Origin of the sequence: Actinomadura sp. 21ATH, from assembly GCF_041951345.1 — a bacterium.
Taxonomy (GTDB): domain Bacteria; phylum Actinomycetota; class Actinomycetes; order Streptosporangiales; family Streptosporangiaceae; genus Spirillospora.
In genome coordinates this window covers 1-16,381 of the sequence record NZ_JBGNUR010000025.1, presented here as the reverse complement: position 1 = coordinate 16,381, position 16,381 = coordinate 1, and the positions used below count along the sequence as shown (strand labels likewise).

The following is a 16,381-nucleotide window of genomic DNA, read 5'->3' as shown; positions in this document are numbered from 1 at the left end:
CGGTGGAAACACCCTACGTCGTTCCCCTTGCCCTACGACGTCACCCATCCTCCCGCCGGACGGCATGAGGCATGAGGCGGCGTAAGGCGAGCGGTGGCGCGGGACCGCTCACCAGGCGGCGTCGAGCAGATCCTCCGCCGGTACGGACTGGCCCGCGGGACCGCGCAGCCGCCCGTCGCTCCCCGCGGCCAGCACGTGCTCGCCGGTGTGGTCGAGGTCCAGCCGCGGCGCCGCACCGGCCAGCCTCCCCTTCCACAGCGCCTTCGCGGGGGCGCCGGTGGCGGCGGTCGCGGCGTCGTACGACTGGACGGTCAGCTGCCCGTTCCGGACGGCTCCCGCGAGCACGCTGCGGCCGTCCCGGCTCAGCACCGCGGCCGCCGTCCCCTTGGGCAGCCGCATGACCGCCTTGCTCGCCCGCAGGTCGCCGGGGGCCGCGTTCGTGTCGAGCGTGCGGAGCTGGTGGACGGTCCGGCCCGCCGCCTTCTTCACCGGCGTGTAGACGAACGAGAGCGTCGAACCGGCCCACGACAGGTTGCCGATCCGCGCCGGGGCCTTGGACGTCCACGCCTTGCGCCCCGTCCCGTCCGCCGAGACGACGTCGACCCGGCTGCCGCCGCCGCGCCGGTACGTCACGTACGCGATCCGGTCGGTCGCCGGCTCGACGGCCAGATCGGACCAGGCGGTGGAGGCGGTCGAGGCGCCGCCGACGGTCGCGTTCGGCAGCCCGGTGAGCTTCTGCGGCTCGCCGTCCTCCGACAGCCTCAGCTTCTGGAACGTGACCTGCGCCCCCGCCTTGGTCGCCACCACGAACGAGCGCTCGCCCGCCACCGCGACCCGCTGGAAGCGCTGCCCCCGGGGAGCCGCGATCGGGAGGCCGACGTCGTGTCCCGTACGGACGTCCCGCACGACCAGCGCGGCGCCCTGGTCGCGGACGCCGACCACGTGGCGCGGGCCGGTCTCGTCCTGCTCCGCGGCGGGCTTGGCGGCACGCTCCTTCTTGCCGGACGCCTGGTGCTGGTGGACGAGGTCCACGCCACCGCCGATGACCAGCGCCGCGCAGGACGCGACGCCGATGGGGACCAGGCCGCGCACGGCCGTGCCGAACCACGAATCCGAGGTCGGCCCCGGTTCCTTGTGCTTGCCGTCCATAGGGGTTAAGCCGCACCCGCCCTTCTCTGCCGGCCCCGTTCACTGCCCCGTAGATGACCCGTAGTTTCTACCTCATCTTCCAGATGACGGACAGCCGGGATCGCGGAGTTACCAACTCGAAGCCGACCGAGTCCGCTTCCGGTCGGCGGTTCCGGCCGGCGGCCGGCGGTGCCGACCGGCGGGGCGCCGTCAACCGGCCGCCGCCAGGGCCGCGCGCGCGGCCTCCACCGTCCGCGCCCGGTAGCCGGCCCCGAACAGCGCCACGTGCACGAGCAGCGGATGCAGCTGGTGCAGCGGTACGCGCTCGCGCCAGCCGTCCGCGAGGGCCGACGCCTCATCGTAGGCGGCCAGGACGCGCTCCAGGTACGGGGCGCCGAACAGCGCCAGCATCGCCAGGTCGGTCTCGCGGTGCCCGCCGTGCGCCGCCGGATCGATCAGCATGCCGCGGCCGCCCGTCCCCGGTCCCCCGCCCGCTTCCGCGCCCGTCCACAGGACGTTCCCCGACCACAGGTCGCCGTGGATCCGGCTCGGCGGCTCCGCCGGGCCCGCCAGCACGCCGATCTCCTCGATGACGCGCTCGACGAGCCGCACGCCGTCCGTTCCGAGCGCGCCCGCCCCGAGACGCAGGAACGGCTCCAGGCGGCGCTCCGCGTACCACGGGCCCCACTCGCCTCCCGCGGGCGTGTTGTCGAGCGGCAGATCGGCGATGAAGCCGTCCCAGGGGGCGCCGTACGCGGCGGGCGGGGAGGCGGTGTGCAGCGCGGCCAGCTCGCGCCCGAGCCGTTCGGCCGCCCCGGCGGTGGGCGCCTCGGGCGGCAGCCACGGCAGGACCAGCAGGTCCTCGTCCGCCGCCAGGACCTCCGGTACGGGCGGTTCCGGCCCGCCGCCCTCGGCCAGCCAGCGCAGCCCGGCCGCCTCCGCCGCGAACACGCCCCCGCCGGAACGCCCCGCACGCCCGGCGCGTCCGTCGCGTTCCGCCGCGGCCTTCACGAAGATCTCGCGGCCGCCGGCGAGGGTGGCACGGTGCAGCGTCCAGGAGTGGCTGGAGCCGAGGTCCGTGATCTCCTCGACGCGCGCGCCGCCGCCGACCAGCTCGGCCAGCCGTTCCGGAGAGGGCCGCGGCACGCGTCAGTCCTCCTTGAGCGCCGCGCGGATCTCGTCCAGCAGGCCCGGCATGGCCGCCTCCACCTGCTCCAGCACCAGGTCGAAGTCCGCCACGCCGCCGTAGTACGGGTCGGGAACGTCCAGATCGCCGGGATCGGCCGCCGGGTCGAACTCGCGCAGCAGCCGGATCTTCTCCCGCTCCTCTGTTCCGGGCGCCATCGCCCGCAGCGCCCGCGCGTGCCCCTTGTCCAGCGCGATGATCATGTCGTACCGGTCGAACCAGGCCGCCTCGAACTGCCGCGCCACGTGCGCCGACCGGTACCCGGCGCGCAGCAGGGCCTGCACCGTACGGGCGTCGGCGTCGTCGCCCACATGCCAGTTGCCGGTGCCCGAGCTGTCGACCTCGACGTCCAGGCCCTCCTCCTCCACATGGTGGCGGAGGACCCACTCGGCCATCGGGGAGCGGCAGATGTTGCCCGTGCAGACGAAGGTGACGCGGTAGGACATGACTCCATCCTGCCCGACCCCCGTCAAGGAGCAGGACGACCCCCGGCCGGACCTCCCCGGCCGGGGGTCGCGCTGGTCAGCGGGCGGTCAGCGCTTCACGGCGCTCAGCGCGTCGATGATGCCGTCGCCGTAGAACCCGTTCCGGCTCTTGGAGCCCTCGCAGGTCTGCTTCGACGTGTACTTGACCCACTCGCCCTCCTCCAGCCGGTACCAGACGTACTCGACCGTGTTCGGGCTCGGGCAGGACTTCGCGTTCGCGGTGCCGCGCAGGATCCGCTCGGTGGCCCGCGCGTCCAGCGTCAGCCCGCCGGTGCGGCGGTCCTTCTTCCCGTACCTGCTGACGATCAGGGCGGCGACCCCGGCCGCGTGCGGCGAGGCCATCGAGGTGCCCTGGATCGACTGGTAGTACGCGCACTTCCCGCCGTCGCAGTCGCGCAGCACGCGCGGGGTGTTCGGGGTGCCGTCCGGGTTCAGCTCGCCGCGCTCGCGGGCGATCGACTCGGGGTAGGCGGCCCAGATGCCGCGCCGGTCGTCCGGCCTGCCGTCGGCCGTGTCGACCTTGTCGCCGCCGGGGGCGGCCACCGCGACGTACCCGTTGCCGTAGCTGGAGTAGTACGCCTTGCGCTCGCTGATGCCGGTCGAGGACACCGGGATCACGTTCTCGCCCTCGGACGGCATCGAGACGCAGCTCGCCGGGACGGTCCGCTCGTACGGCTTCTCACCCGGCTCGGACGCGAAGTCCGGGCTGGACGAGTCGGTGTTGGTCCTGGTGTAGTCGATCGACTCGTTGCCGGCCGCCGCGACCAGCGTCACGCCGCGCCGGTGCGCGTAGTTCAGGGCGCGCTGCGTGGCCTGGACGATCACGCGCTGCTCGGCCTGGTCGGCCGGGGAGTCGGCCGGGTTCGCGGCGCAGTTGAACAGCCACGGGTCGATGTAGTAACTCATGTTGACCACGTCGATGCCGTTCTTGGCCGCGTAGGTCAGGCCGTCGACGGTCGGCTGCAGGAAGAAGTAGCCCGAGTCCTGGCCGACGCGGATGTTGACGATCTGCACGTTCGGCGCGACGCCGGCCATGCCCAGCCCGTTGCGGGGCGAGGCGATGGTCGAGGCCACGTGCGTGCCGTGCTCGTTCTCGTCCACGTCCGCGGGGTCGTTGCAGGACTTGTCCGGCTCGTCCTCGCACGGGCCGTCCACCGGGTCGCCGTTGGCGTCGGCCGGGATGTCGGTGGTGAAGTTCCGGCTGAGCTTCCCGTTGAAGTTCGGCTTGATGTCGGGGTGGTCGCCGTCCACGCCCGTGTCCATCACGCCGACCAGCACGCGGCGGTCGCCCGGCTCGGCCCTGTACGAGCCCTTGGCGGTCGCGTCGATCTGCCGCATGTCCCACTGGAGCCCGGCCAGCGGCTCCTCGCCCTTGCCGGGCTTCTTCACCTGGACGGCGCCCTGCGTGCCGGCCTGCTTCTCGACGCCCTTGCCCGCGGGAGCGGCGGGGGTCCGGGGAGCCTTCCCGATCACGCGGTTGGACGCCGCGCCGGCCAGCGCGCCCTGCTTCGCCGCCAGGGCCGAGAACCGCGCGTCGGACGACTTGACGGTCGCGACGCCGACATCGGTGTTCTCGCGGACGATCGTGCCGCCCGCCGCCTTCACGGCCGCCCGGGCCTGGTCGAGGGAAGCGCCTTCCTGGTAGAGGACGACGTACTCCGACGTCGCCCCTTTCAGCTGGGGATCGCTCGGTACTGCCGCGGCGGGCAGCGCGAGGGCCGTCGTGGTGACGACGGCGCACGCTGCCGCTGCTGTGATCACGGCGCGCCGCAATGCACACCTCCTGGTATGGGGGGATGAGTCCGTTTTGTGGACTCGGCCAGGAGACGCTACGCGTGTTGCTGTTGAGAGATGTGTACGGATAAGTAACGAAAAGAGCGACCGGATGTTGGCAAGATCACTGAGCCGCGTAGGTCAGCGCCCACGCGAAGCGCGCAGCGCCGCCGCTCAGGACGTGCGAAGCGCCGCCGCCAAGGATGCGCGCAGCGTCGCCGTTCAGGACGTGCGCAGCGCCAGCGTCAGCGCCTCCACGGCCAGCAGCGGGTTGACGTTCGCGCCGAGCCGCTCCCGGCAGTCCATGATCGCGTCGAGCCGGCGCAGCGTGGCCTCCGGCGACCCCTGCGACGCCGCCGTCCGCAGCTCCGGCGCCAGGTCCGTGTTGACCAGCTCCGTGCCAGCACCGAGCTGGAGCGTCAGCACGTCCCGGTAGTACGAGGCGAGATCCAGCAGCGCCCGGTCGATGGAGTCGCGCGTGACGCGGGTCGCCCGGGACTTCTGCCGGGCCTCCAGATCCTTGAGCGCGCCCGCCGTACCGCGCGGCATCCGGCCCTTGGCGCTCTCGCCGAGCGCCTGCCGCAGCGCTCCGGTCTCGGTCTCGTTCAGCTCCTCGGTCATCTCCTTGGCGTCCGCCTCGGCCGCCCTGACCAGCGCCTCCGCCGCGGCCACCGCCGGGCCCACGCCCGTCAGCCGGCGCGGGATCGACAGCACCTCGGCCCGCCGCCGGCGCGCGTCCGGATCGGCCGCCAGCCGCCGCGCCCGGCTGATGTGCCCCTGCGCGGCCCGCGCCACCGTCGCGGCCGTCTCCGGGTCCACGCCGTCCCGCAGCGCCAGCACCTCGGCCACCGCCGAGACGGGCGGCGTGCGCAGCGTCACCAGGCGGCAGCGCGACCTGATCGTCACCAGCAGGTCGTCCGGCGACGGCGTGCACAGCAGCCAGACCGTCCGCGGCGGCGGCTCCTCGATCGCCTTCAGCAGCGCGTTCGCGGCGCCCTCGGTGGCACGGTCGGCGTCCTCGAACAGCACGATCTGCCAGCGCCCGCCGCTCGGCGCGGACGAGGCGCGCAGCACCAGCGCGCGCGTCTCCTTCACGCCGTACGACAGGCCCGCGGGCCGTACCACCTCAAGGTCGGCGTGGGTGCCCTGGAGCACCTGGTGGCAGGACGCGCAGTGCCCGCACCCGCGCGGCTCCTCGTTGCACTGCAACGCGGCCGCGAACGCCCGCGCCGCCACCGACCGCCCCGCCCCGGGCGGCCCGGTGAACAGCCACGCATGGGCCATCTTCCCGTCCGTCCCGACGGCGGCCCGCAGCTGCTCGGCGACCGGCTCCTGCCCCACCAGGTCATCCCAGACGCTCATGCCGACAAGGCTACGGCCCCGCAACGGCCGCCGCGCCCGCGTCAGCGAGCCACGGCCAGGGAGCGGGCGCCGCGCCCTCTGGACTGAGGAGGCGTGAAGGGCGAGGAACGAGCCCTTCACGCCGACGAGGGAAGAGGGCGCGATAGAGCGCCCGCGACGAGCGAGCGGTAGCGAGCCATGGACACAGTGCCCGCGACGAGCGAGCGGTAGCGAGCCATGAACACGGTCACGCGTCGGTTATGGCGGGGAAGGTGCTCGTGATGTCCTCCGTGCCGGCCGGGATCGGGTCGGGGAGGATCTCGCGGATGCGGTACTGGATCTCGCGGGTGATCTCGGCCTGCGGGCGGCTCGCGTCCACGACCAGGTAGCGGTCCGGGTCGGCCTCGGCGAGCGCGCGGAAGCCCAGCCGCACGCGGTCGTGGAACTCCGCCGGCTCGGACTCGATCCGGTCGGCGGGCGACGCGAGCCGGCCGAGGCCGGTCTCCGGCGGCACCTCCAGCAGGACGGTCAGGTCGGGCAGCAGGCCGCCGATCGCCCAGGCGTTCACGCGGGCGATCTCCGACACGTCCTGCTCGCGGCCGAAGCCCTGGTACGCGAGCGAGGAGTCCACGTACCGGTCGCTGACCACGATCGAGCCCCGTTCCAGCGCGGGCCGGATGACGTTGGCGACATGGTCGGCGCGGTCCGCCGCGTACAGCAGCGTCTCGGCGCGGGACGACAGGCCGGTCGTCTCGCGGTCCAGCAGCATCGCGCGCAGCCGCATGCCGATCTTGGTCGCGCCGGGCTCGTGGGTGGCGATCACGTCGTAGCCGTGGTCGCGCAGCCAGATCGCGGCCAGCCGCGCCTGGGTGGTCTTGCCGGCGCCCTCGCCGCCCTCGAACGCGATGAACACGCCCCGGTCGCGGATCACCGTCGGGCCGCCGCTCTCGGCCTGCTCCGGCGGCGTGTACGTGTGCCCCGCCAGCGCCGCCCGCACGTCGGCGAGCAGCGGGATGCCGCGCCGGTCGTCCAGCCGCCGGTACGCGACCAGCGCGGCGATCACCGACAGCACGGCGACGATCAGCAGCGCGACGCCCGGGCCGCCGATCGTGTACGCGGCGCCGCCGAGCGAGAGCCGGTGGTCGCCGATGAGCCCGGCCAGCGGCGGTACGGCCGCGACCGCGATCAGGCCGGTGACCAGCGCGACCGCGTGCAGGAAGCCGAACGACCCGCCCTCGGGGTCCGGCAGCCGCACGCCGACCGCCCAGGCCACCCCGGCCGCCACGCCGAGGAACGCCGTCAGGAAGACCACGACGACGAGGTTCTGCACCAGCGCGGCCGGGATCAGGGCGAGCGCGGCGACGACGGCCGCCAGCCCGAGCACGCGGCGGCGGCTGAGCGGCAGCAGCATCCGCGGGCCGAGGAAGAGGCCGAGGGCCGTCCCGAGCGTCAGGCCGGCCAGTACCGAGCCGAAGCCGGGGTCGCCGCCGCCGAGATCGTTCGCGTACGGGCGGGCGACCGCGACGACCGACGCCGCGGTCAGCGCCGCCACGACGCCCGCGAGGCCGAGGCCGCGTACCGGCCCGGCCGCCTGGGCGCCCGCGACGGGCGTGTCGCCGCCCTGGCCGCCGCGCCTGCGGAAGATCAGCTTGAGCGGCGAGGGCGCGGTGGCGGCGTCGCGCGCGGGCAGCTCACCCGCCGTGAACGTCACCGCGGCCGCCGCCAGGAACACCACCGCCGTCACGTACAGCGGCAGGTCGGCGCGGTCGGCGGCCCCGTCGAACACCCCGCCCGCGATCAGCGCCAGCACGGCGAACAGCACCGCCGCCACAGGTGCCGTGCCGTACGCGCCGCGCAGCACGGAACGGCGGGCCTCCGCCACGCCGTCCTCGGGCACCAGCTCCGGCACGACCGCGCCCACCGCCGGCATCCACAGCACGGCCGCGCAGCCGACGAGGAACGCGGCGGCCAGCGTCCACGGCAGCGCGCCCACCAGCGGCACCGACGCCACCAGCGCGAACCGCAGCGCGTCGGCCACGGTCATGACCAGCCGCCGGTCGGCCCGGCCCGCCAGCTTCGCCGCCACCGGCCCGAGCAGCACGGCCGGCAGTGCCAGCAGCGCCAGCACGCCGGCGATCGCCCGCGCCTGCGCCGGCAGGCCGTCGTCCGCCGTCACGGTGCCGGCCAGCGCGGCCAGTGCCGGAACGCTCAGCCAGTGGCCGAGGCTGGACAGGGACAGCCCGAGCCACAGCCGGCGGAACGGCTTGTCCGCCGAAACTCCTGGCTGCGGCTCGACCGCGTTCAGTGACCGGGTGGCGCCCGTTCTGTTCATGTCGGTCAGGGTATCGGCGCGGTTGTCCTTAGGAGCCGGACTTTGCGGAGGTGCGACGCTTCGGAGCCGACTTCGCCGCGGTCTTGCCGGACTTGGTCGACTTCGTGGACTTCGCCGCCGGCTTCTTCCGCCCGCCGCTCGCGGCCACCTTCTCACGCCGCTCGGCAAGCAGTTCCGCGGCGCGCTGTATCGTCACCGACTCGACCTCGTCACCCTTCCGCAAGCTGGCGTTCGTCTCACCGTCGGTGACGTACGGCCCGAACCGGCCCTCCTTCACCACCACCGGCTTGCCGCTCGCGGGATCCTCGCCCAGCTCGCGCAGCGGCGGCGCGGCCGCGGCACGGCCCCGTCCCCGCTGCTTCGGCTGAGCGAGCAGCTCCTTCGCCTTCTCCAGCGTGACCGTGAAGAGCTCCTCCTCCGAGCCGAGCGAACGGCTGTCGGTGCCCTTCTTGATGTACGGCCCGAACCGCCCGTTCTGCGCGGTCACCGGCTCGCCGTCCAGCTCGCCCAGCGTGCGCGGCAGGCTCAGCAGCTTCAGCGCGTCCTCAAGCGTGATCGTGTCGAGCGACATCGACTTGAACAGCGAACCCGTGCGCGGCTTCGGCTGGTCCTTCTTGGCCCGCCGCTTCGGCGCCGGCTTGCCGTCCTTGGCCTCGGGCTGCTCCGGCTCCGGCAGGATCTCCGTCACGTACGGCCCGAACCGGCCCGTCTTGGCGACGATCGTGTGCCCGGTCTCCGGATCCGTGCCCAGCTCGCGGTCGCCGCTCGGCTGCGCGAACAGCTCCTCGGCCTTGGCGGCGTCCAGCTCGTCCGGCGCCATGTCCTCGGGGATGTTGACGCGGTCGCCGTCGCGGTCGAGGTACGGCCCGTACCGGCCGACGCGCACCATGATGTCGGTGCCCGCGATCGGGAACGAGCTGATCCCCTTCGCGTCGATGTCGCCGATGTCGTCGACCAGCTCCTTGAGCCCGTCGCCGCCGTCGTCGCCGAAGTAGAACCGCTCCAGCCACCGGACCCGCTGCGCCTCACCGCGGGCGATCTCGTCGAGACCGTCCTCCATGTGCGCGGTGAAGTCGTAGTCGACCAGGTTGCCGAAGTGCTGCTCCAGCAGGTTGATCACCGCGAACGCCAGGAAGGACGGCACCAGCGCCGTGCCCTTCTTGAACACGTAACCGCGATCGATGATCGTCCCGATGATCGAGGCGTACGTGGACGGCCGCCCGATCTCCCGCTCTTCCAGCTCCTTGACCAGGCTGGCCTCGGTGTAGCGGGCCGGCGGCCGGGTCGAGTGCCCCTCCGCCTGGATCGAGTGCGCCGCCAGCGAGTCGCCCTCGGCCAGCGCCGGCAGCCGCCGCTCCTGGTCGTCCCGGTCGGTGGACGGGTCGTCGGCGCTCTCCACGTACGCCTTCAGGAACCCGTGGAAGGTGATCGTCTTACCGGTGGCGGAGAACTCCGCGACCTCGCCCGCCGTGGACTCGCCGATCACCCGGACCGACACCGACTGGCCCTGGGCGTCCTTCATCTGGCTCGCGACCGTGCGCTTCCAGATCAGCTCGTACAGCCGGAACTGGTCGCCGCTCAGCCCCGTCTCCGCCGGCGTGCGGAACGTGTCGCCGGACGGCCGAATCGCCTCGTGCGCCTCCTGAGCGTTCTTGACCTTGCTCTGGTAGACGCGCGGCTTGTCCGGCACGTACTGCGGCCCGAACAGCGTCGCGGCCTGCGCCCGTGCCGCCGCGATCGCCGTCTCCGACAGCGTGATCGAGTCGGTGCGCATGTACGTGATGAAGCCGTTCTCGTACAGCTTCTGCGCCACCGACATCGCGTACTTGGCCGAGAAGCCCAGCTTGCGGCTGGCCTCCTGCTGCATCGTCGTCGTCCGGAACGGCGGGTACGGCTTGCGCGTATACGGCTTCCGCTCGACCGACTTGACCTCGTACGGACGCCCGGTCAGCCGCTCGGCCAGCCCGCGCGCCGCGGCCTCGTCCAGGTGCAGCACGTCGCGGGTCTTCAGCGTCCCGTCGGACGCGAAGTCGCGGCCCTGCGCCACCCGCTTGCCGTCGACGACCACGAGCCCGGCCTTGAACAGGTTGGGCTCGTCCTCGGTGCCCTTGCCGGTGTCGAACTCGGCCTGGATGTCCCAGTAGTGCGCCGGAACGAACGCGATCCGGTCGCGCTCCCGCTCCACGACCAGCCGCGTCGCCACCGACTGCACCCGGCCCGCCGACAGGCCCGGCATGACCTTCTTCCACAGGACCGGGCTGACCTCGTACCCGTACAGCCGGTCGAGGATCCGCCGCGTCTCCTGGGCGTCGACCAGCTTCAGGTTGAGCGTGCGCGGATTGGCCGCGGCCGCCCTGATCGCGTCCTTGGTGATCTCGTTGAAGACCATCCGGTGCACCGGCACCTTGGGCTTGAGGACCTCCTGGAGATGCCAGGCGATCGCCTCGCCCTCACGGTCCTCGTCCGTCGCGAGGAAGAGCTCGTCGGCCTCGGCGAGCAGCTTCTTGAGCTTCTGGACCTGGGCCTTCTTGTCGGTGTTGACGACATAGAGCGGCTCGAAGCCCTGCTCGACGTTCACGCCGAGCTTGGCCCACGGCTCACCCTTGTACTTGGCCGGCACCTCCGAAGCCCTGGGAAGATCCCGGATGTGGCCGATACTGGACTCCACGACGTAGCCGCCGCCCAGGTATCCGGCGATCGTCTTCGCCTTCGCGGGCGACTCGACGATCACCAGGCGGGTACCGGGGGAACCGTTCCCCCCGCCCTGGCCACTCTTCGCAGTGCCGTTCTTGGCTGGCACAGTCGCTCCAACCTCACTGTCTGGTCTTCTTGCACGGGCTAGCTAACAACGCTGCAAGACGCCGTTTTCATGCCCGAAAGCTCCCACCGCTGCCTGTCGATCACCGCAAGGTGCGGGCCATACGTCTCACCGCTACGAACCTCCGACAGGATGACACGTCGCCACGAGGGTTGCGGACCAAGGCCTCCCCTGCCGGTCACCGGCCGGTCATAATGGTTCGCGATGGTGGAGTACACCTACCTCGTTCTACGACTGCCGCGCGGCACCACCCGGGACGCCGCCAGGCAGGTCCTGACCGCGCACGCCGAACACGGCGGCTGGGAAATCGATCGGTTGCGCCTCTACCCCGACGGTAGCCGCCGAATCCAACTCCGCCGCAAGATCATCCGCCAGGTACGTACGTTCTAATCCGTTCTCGCCCGGAGATTAGCACTGCGCATCCCTTCGAGCACGCGTAGTAGTGATCTTGATTTGGATCACCACAGCCGGCGGACGACACCGGCCACCGCCACCATGATCGCAAGCGCCCAGGCGGCGCCCTCCCGGGCCCCCCGAGCGATCCCCGCGCCCCCACCGACCGGCACATAAGCCGCGACACGCGCCTCCTCTCCGGGCCCGGCGTCCACCGGCCATCCGCCCTGTACGCGACCTCCGACCGCATCCCGACCGTCCCCACCGAACGTCCGCCCCCCAACGATCTCTCCGGCGCTCCGAGTCCCGTCAGCGATCCGCCGCGACAGGAGCACACCCTCGTCCGCCCGAGCGGCCGGCCCTGGACCCACCTGCGGCGCCGCCGTCCCTCCGGTCCGGCGGGGGCTCCCGGTGAAGGGCGGCAGCGGTACGGGAGTGCCCGTGGTGCGCTGGGTCCTTCCTGCGGGGAGGTTGCCAAGAAGGGCTCCGGTGGCTCCGCCCGTTCCGTCGTCGACGAGTCCGCCGGCGGAGGCCGGCGGGATGTCCCGGGCGTGCGGTGGTCCCGCCCGTCCGGGGCCGTGCGGCCCGTCTAGCGCCACCTCGGGGGCGGGACGGGGCGTGCCTCGTCCCGGTACGGCCGTGATCAGAAGGCGGCGGCCGTCCGCCGCGGTGAGCGGAAAGCGGGACAGCCCGGGCGGCGGCGCCTCGGCGTTCCCCATCGAGGGCCCACCGGCGGCGTTCAACGTGGTGAGCAGGTCGTCCCTGGTCAGGCGGCGTGGCGGTGGCGGGTTCCGGTCGCCGGGACGGGTGGCGCCGTCTTCGCAGACGGGCTCGGGGTGGCCGGCGACCGCGCCCGCGTTCCCGCAGGCAGAGGCAGGGCTTCTGACGGCCCCATCGCCCTGGTTGCCGGTGATGATGCCGTTGTCGCCGGACGTCCGGGGGCCCGTTCCGTACAGAGCCGTCGAGCCGCCTTCGCAGGCCGCGGCCCCGTGCCCGACGACGAGGCCGGTGTTCCCGCATGCCGTGGAGGGCGCGCTGGACGAGCCGTTCGCCTGGTTGCCGGCCACCATCCCGCCCACGCCGCTCGTACGCCGGCCGCCCGTGCCGTGCGCCCCGCGCACATGCGCGCCGCCACGGCAGAAGGCCCCCGCCTCATGCGGGATCCCCGCGGCGTTGCCGCAGGCCGAGAGCGGTGCGGCCGAACCCCGGTCGGCCTGGTTTCCGCTCAGCGCGCCGGAATCGCCGCGGGTGACCTGGCCGCCGCCGTCCCGTACGGTCGCGCCGCCCTCGCACCCGGCGAACGCCGTACCGACCGCGTTGCCGCAGACATCGGCAGGGGCGTTCACCGGCGCGCCGACCTGGTTTCCGCCCCCCACACTCGACGTTCCGGAGGTGACCTGCCCGGCTCCCTCCCGTACCGCGGCGCCGCCCGCGCAGGACGCGACGGCCTTGCCGAAGATCGCCACGGCGTTCCCGCAGATGCTCACCGGCGCGGAGATCGGGGCCTCGACCTGGTTGCCGGCGATGATGCCGTTCTCTCCGGAGGTGACCCCGTTGGTGCCGCCCCGCGCGGACGCTCCGCCCTCGCATTTCGCCTCGGCGGTCCCGAAGATCGCCACCGCGTTGCCGCAGACGTTCACGGGCGCCGACACGGGGGCTCCGACCTGGTTGCCGGCGACCACGCCCCCTTCCCCGCTGGTCACTCCCCGGCCGTTTCCGCCCGGGACCAAGGCGCCTTCCCGGCAGCCGGCGTCGGCCGTTCCGAAGATCGCCACGGCGTTTCCGCAGACGTTGACGGGGGCCGAAACGGGGGCGTCGACCTGGTTGCCGGACGCGACACCGTCCGTCCCGGACGTCCGCCGTCCTCCGGCGGCGACAGGCCGCGGGTCGACCTCCTGGCACTCGCCGCCGCCCAGCGAGGCGGGGAGCGCCGGGCCGTCGACGCAGCGGCCGCCGCGCTGAGGGGCTGGCTCATCGCCCTGCTTTCCGAACGCGGCACTGGGCCCGCCGGAAAGGCGTCCTTGATCGCCTTTGGTCGAACCACCCGGGACATCCCCCTCGCAGCCGCCGCCCAGCGCCGCGGGGAGGGGCGCGCTGCCGCACTGATCGGCCGTGGTGGGAAGGGGGCCTCCGGCACGGCTCCCGGGGGCGGCGCTCGTCAGGCGAGGGGAGGCGGGCCCAAGGACTCCGGCGAGGAGCGGCGTCTCCTCCTGGCAGCCCTCGATCGGCGTCCCCTGGCGCTTGTCGGTGCAGGAACCGGCCCGGGCTGCTGCTCCCCCAGTCCGCTGCTTTCGGGAGGTTGCGCCTTGCGGGACCAAGGGCGGGCGCGCGTCGTTATCGGCGGCGTCCCGCCGCGCGGTCGGGGCCGGGACGCCCGGGGGGCGGGTCGTGCTCGCGGGGGCGTCGACGCGGAGGTCGGATGTCGCGCTTCCCAGGTGGGCGAGTCGCTGGTCCACGTACCGGGGGTCGGGGTCGGGGGCAGGGCCGGCCAGGGCGGTGGCGGGGATCACGGTGGCGCCCAGAGCCGCGAAACCGGCGGTCAGCGCGGCCGTGCGGGCGGTGGTTCGGGCCCACGTACGCATGGATGCTCCGAAAGGACGAGGGAATGGGTGGACGGCCCGAGTCGGAGGGGGCCGGAACGGCCGTGCTCGGGCGAGGCGAGGGGGCGGGCGGACGCATGGTCCGCTGACGGTGGCTAGTCGGGCGAGAAGGTGGGGGCGTCCGCCGCGTTGCGGACGGCCGGGACCGGCGCCTGCGGGACGGGCGGCTGCGCGGGCCGTGCGGGAGCGGCGGTATGGGGCTCGCCGGAGAGGGGGGCTCCTGGGAGGAACTGTCCCGGAGGCGGCGTCTCGGCGGCCCTGTCGCCCAACGGCACAGCACCCAACGGCACAGCACCCAGCGGCAGGCTGTCCAGCGGCGCGGTATCAAGCGGCGCGGCGTTCAGAAGTCCGGTGGGTTGCGTCGGCGGCACGGCTTGCGCGGGCGGCTGATAGAACCGGACGGTCGGCGGCGGGCCGGAATCGGCGCGGTGGACGCGCGGAGTTCGCGGGGCGGCCTCGGGTCGTTCGGCGGGGCGTTCTCGTACCCAGGAGATGCCGGAGCCGGTCGCGCCGCTGTTGACGGTGGGCTGCGCCGATGGGCGCATCGACGGCGTCTGGAGTGGCGCGGGCGGATGCGGCGGCAGCAGCTCGCCGGCCCGGCGCTCGGCCGTGTCGGTGACGGGCGCGAGACGTTCGGCGGCCGGTAGCGATGAGGGCGGCGCGTCGGCCTGAGCCTGAGCCGCGCCGCCCAGCAACCACCCGGCGATGACGAGCCCACCGAGTACGAGCAGCCGGCGTGACGCGGCGGTGACCGCCCGCTTCCACGTCGCGCCGTCCGCCACCGGTGCTCCCTGTCAGTCGCCGTACCCCCATGTGCGAGTCAAAGATCCGCACAGAAAGTAACCGTAGCACCACGCAGGGCGATACGGGGACTCTTTTCCCGGAAAATCTAGGCGCGATCGAGAAAACGGTCGAGGACCTTGACTCCGAAGCGCAGCCCGTCCACGGGAACGCGCTCGTCGATGCCATGGAACATTCCGGAAAAATCCAGATCCGCCGGAAGTCGCAGCGGCGCGAAACCGTAGCACCGCATTCCCAGCCGGGCGAACGCCTTGGCGTCCGTACCGCCGCTCAGGCAGTACGGTACGGGCAGCGCGCCCGGATCCTCCGAGGTCAGCGCCGCCTCCATGGCCGCGACCAGGGCGCCCTCGTACTCGGTCTCGATCGCGTGGTCGTGATGTACGAATTCCCGCTTGACATCCGGTCCGAGCAATTCGTCCACGGTCGCGAAGAACTCGTCCTCGTGCCCCGGAAGGAACCGGCCGTCGACCTGAGCCGTCGCCTCCTGCGGAATGACATTCGTCTTGTATCCGGCGTCCAGCCGGGTCGGATTGAGCGTGTTCCGCAGCGTCGCGCCGATCATCCGCGCCAGCGGCCCGATCCGCTCCAGGCACTCCTCCGGCCGCTCCGGGTCGAACTCCACCCCGTACGCCATGCACGCCCGCTCCAGGAACGCCCGCACGGTCTTCGTCAGCCGGACCGGGAACTCGTGCGACCCCAGCCGCCCCACGGCCGCCGCCAGCGCCGTCACCGCGTTGTCCGGATGCACCATCGACCCGTGCCCCGCCGTCCCCTTGGCGGACAGCTCCATCCAGCCGATGCCCTTCTCGGCCGTCTCGATCAGGTACATCCGCCGGTCGCCCGGAACGGTCAGGCTGAACCCCCCGACCTCCCCCACGGCCTCCGAGCACCCCTCGAAAAGCTCAGGATGCTCCTGGACGAGCCACTGCGCCCCCCACTTCCCGCCGGCCTCCTCGTCCGCCAGGAAGGCCAGCACCACGTCCCGCGGCGGCTTGCGCCCCTCCCGCATCCGCTGCCGGACGACCGCGAGGATCATCGCGTCCATGTCCTTCATGTCCACGGCCCCGCGCCCCCAGACGCACCCGTCGACGATCTCCCCGCCGAACGGGTCGTGCGTCCAGTCCTCCTTGCGCGCCGGCACCACGTCCAGGTGCCCGTGCAGCAGCAGCGCGTCCCGCGACGGATCCTCGCCCTCGATCCGCGCCACCAGGCTGGTCCGCCTGGGATGCGACTCGAAGACCTGCGCCTCGACCCCCACCTCGGCCAGCTTCCCGGCCACGTACTCGGCGGCGACCCGTTCCCCCGGCCCCGAGTGGTCGCCCGGGTTGCTGGTGTCGATCCTGATCAGTTCCTGGCAGAGCTGGACGACCTCGTCCACGATGATCACCTTCGCGCCGACGCTGCGTACCAGACCATCGTGCCCCTCCGGCGACGTCGCCGCGACTCCGGACCTTTGGTAAGGTGAAGCCCGCCGCAGCAGAACTGCGGCATGTCCGGGTGGCGGAATAGGCAGACGCGCTAGCT

11 protein-coding genes are annotated in these 16,381 nt (G+C 73.0%); 1 reads left to right on the top strand and 10 read right to left on the bottom strand.

The annotated features are described in order from the left end of the window. Positions 1–108: 108 nt before the first annotated feature. The 7 genes from ACA361_RS38990 to topA form a co-directional block, all read right to left on the bottom strand. The gene (locus tag ACA361_RS38990; protein ID WP_375020169.1) at positions 109–1,149 is read right to left on the bottom strand and encodes a hypothetical protein; all 1,041 of its coding nucleotides are present in this window, start codon (positions 1,147–1,149) and stop codon (positions 109–111) included. A gap of 189 nt (positions 1,150–1,338) precedes the next feature. Further along, the gene (locus ACA361_RS38985; protein WP_375020168.1) at positions 1,339–2,274 is read right to left on the bottom strand and encodes a fructosamine kinase family protein; all 936 of its coding nucleotides are present in this window, start codon (positions 2,272–2,274) and stop codon (positions 1,339–1,341) included. 3 nt (positions 2,275–2,277) lie between these two features. After that, positions 2,278–2,760, bottom strand: a complete 483-nt coding sequence (locus tag ACA361_RS38980; RefSeq protein ID WP_375020167.1) for a low molecular weight protein-tyrosine-phosphatase — start codon at positions 2,758–2,760, stop codon at positions 2,278–2,280. Between the two features lie 87 nt (positions 2,761–2,847). Then, positions 2,848–4,560 carry a S8 family serine peptidase gene (locus ACA361_RS38975; RefSeq protein ID WP_375020166.1) on the bottom strand — a complete coding sequence of 571 codons (1,713 nt, stop codon included), beginning with the start codon at positions 4,558–4,560 and terminating at the stop codon, positions 2,848–2,850. A 234-nt stretch (positions 4,561–4,794) separates the two neighbouring features. Then, positions 4,795–5,934 (bottom strand): DNA polymerase III subunit delta', encoded by a 1,140-nt coding sequence (locus ACA361_RS38970; protein WP_375020165.1) that lies wholly within the window; start codon positions 5,932–5,934, stop codon positions 4,795–4,797. A 226-nt stretch (positions 5,935–6,160) separates the two neighbouring features. Continuing rightward, positions 6,161–8,245: a dTMP kinase gene (gene tmk / locus ACA361_RS38965; RefSeq protein WP_375020164.1), complete on the bottom strand. Its 2,085-nt coding sequence runs from the start codon at positions 8,243–8,245 to the stop codon at positions 6,161–6,163. A 28-nt stretch (positions 8,246–8,273) separates the two neighbouring features. Next, entirely contained in the window at positions 8,274–11,045 is a 2,772-nt protein-coding gene (topA, locus tag ACA361_RS38960) for a type I DNA topoisomerase (protein WP_375020163.1), read from the bottom strand. A gap of 222 nt (positions 11,046–11,267) precedes the next feature. Here topA and ACA361_RS38955 point away from each other — a divergent pair, with 222 nt between their 5' ends. Continuing rightward, on the top strand, positions 11,268–11,453 hold the full coding sequence (locus ACA361_RS38955; RefSeq protein ID WP_366621234.1) for a DUF5703 family protein: 186 nt from the start codon (positions 11,268–11,270) through the stop codon (positions 11,451–11,453). A gap of 68 nt (positions 11,454–11,521) precedes the next feature. Here ACA361_RS38955 and ACA361_RS38950 read toward each other — a convergent pair whose 3' ends face one another. The 3 genes from ACA361_RS38950 to ACA361_RS38940 all read right to left on the bottom strand — a co-directional run bounded on the left by ACA361_RS38950 (position 11,522) and on the right by ACA361_RS38940 (position 16,238). After that, positions 11,522–14,038 (bottom strand): chaplin family protein, encoded by a 2,517-nt coding sequence (locus ACA361_RS38950; RefSeq protein ID WP_375020162.1) that lies wholly within the window; start codon positions 14,036–14,038, stop codon positions 11,522–11,524. Between the two features lie 113 nt (positions 14,039–14,151). After that, on the bottom strand, positions 14,152–14,838 hold the full coding sequence (locus tag ACA361_RS38945; RefSeq protein WP_375020160.1) for a hypothetical protein: 687 nt from the start codon (positions 14,836–14,838) through the stop codon (positions 14,152–14,154). Between the two features lie 107 nt (positions 14,839–14,945). Continuing rightward, entirely contained in the window at positions 14,946–16,238 is a 1,293-nt protein-coding gene (locus ACA361_RS38940; RefSeq protein WP_375020229.1) for a M20/M25/M40 family metallo-hydrolase, read from the bottom strand. Between the last annotated feature and the right edge of the window lie 143 nt (positions 16,239–16,381).

Excerpts from the sequence above, each read along its gene's own strand:
- tmk (WP_375020164.1), bottom strand. The coding sequence starts at position 8,245 with ATGAACAGAACGGGCGCCACCCGGTCACTGAACGCGGTCGAGCCGCAG.
- ACA361_RS38980 (WP_375020167.1), bottom strand. The coding sequence starts at position 2,760 with ATGTCCTACCGCGTCACCTTCGTCTGCACGGGCAACATCTGCCGCTCC.
- ACA361_RS38950 (WP_375020162.1), bottom strand. The coding sequence starts at position 14,038 with ATGCGTACGTGGGCCCGAACCACCGCCCGCACGGCCGCGCTGACCGCC.
- ACA361_RS38955 (WP_366621234.1), top strand. The coding sequence starts at position 11,268 with ATGGTGGAGTACACCTACCTCGTTCTACGACTGCCGCGCGGCACCACC.
- ACA361_RS38970 (WP_375020165.1), bottom strand. The coding sequence starts at position 5,934 with ATGAGCGTCTGGGATGACCTGGTGGGGCAGGAGCCGGTCGCCGAGCAG.
- ACA361_RS38990 (WP_375020169.1), bottom strand. The coding sequence starts at position 1,149 with ATGGACGGCAAGCACAAGGAACCGGGGCCGACCTCGGATTCGTGGTTC.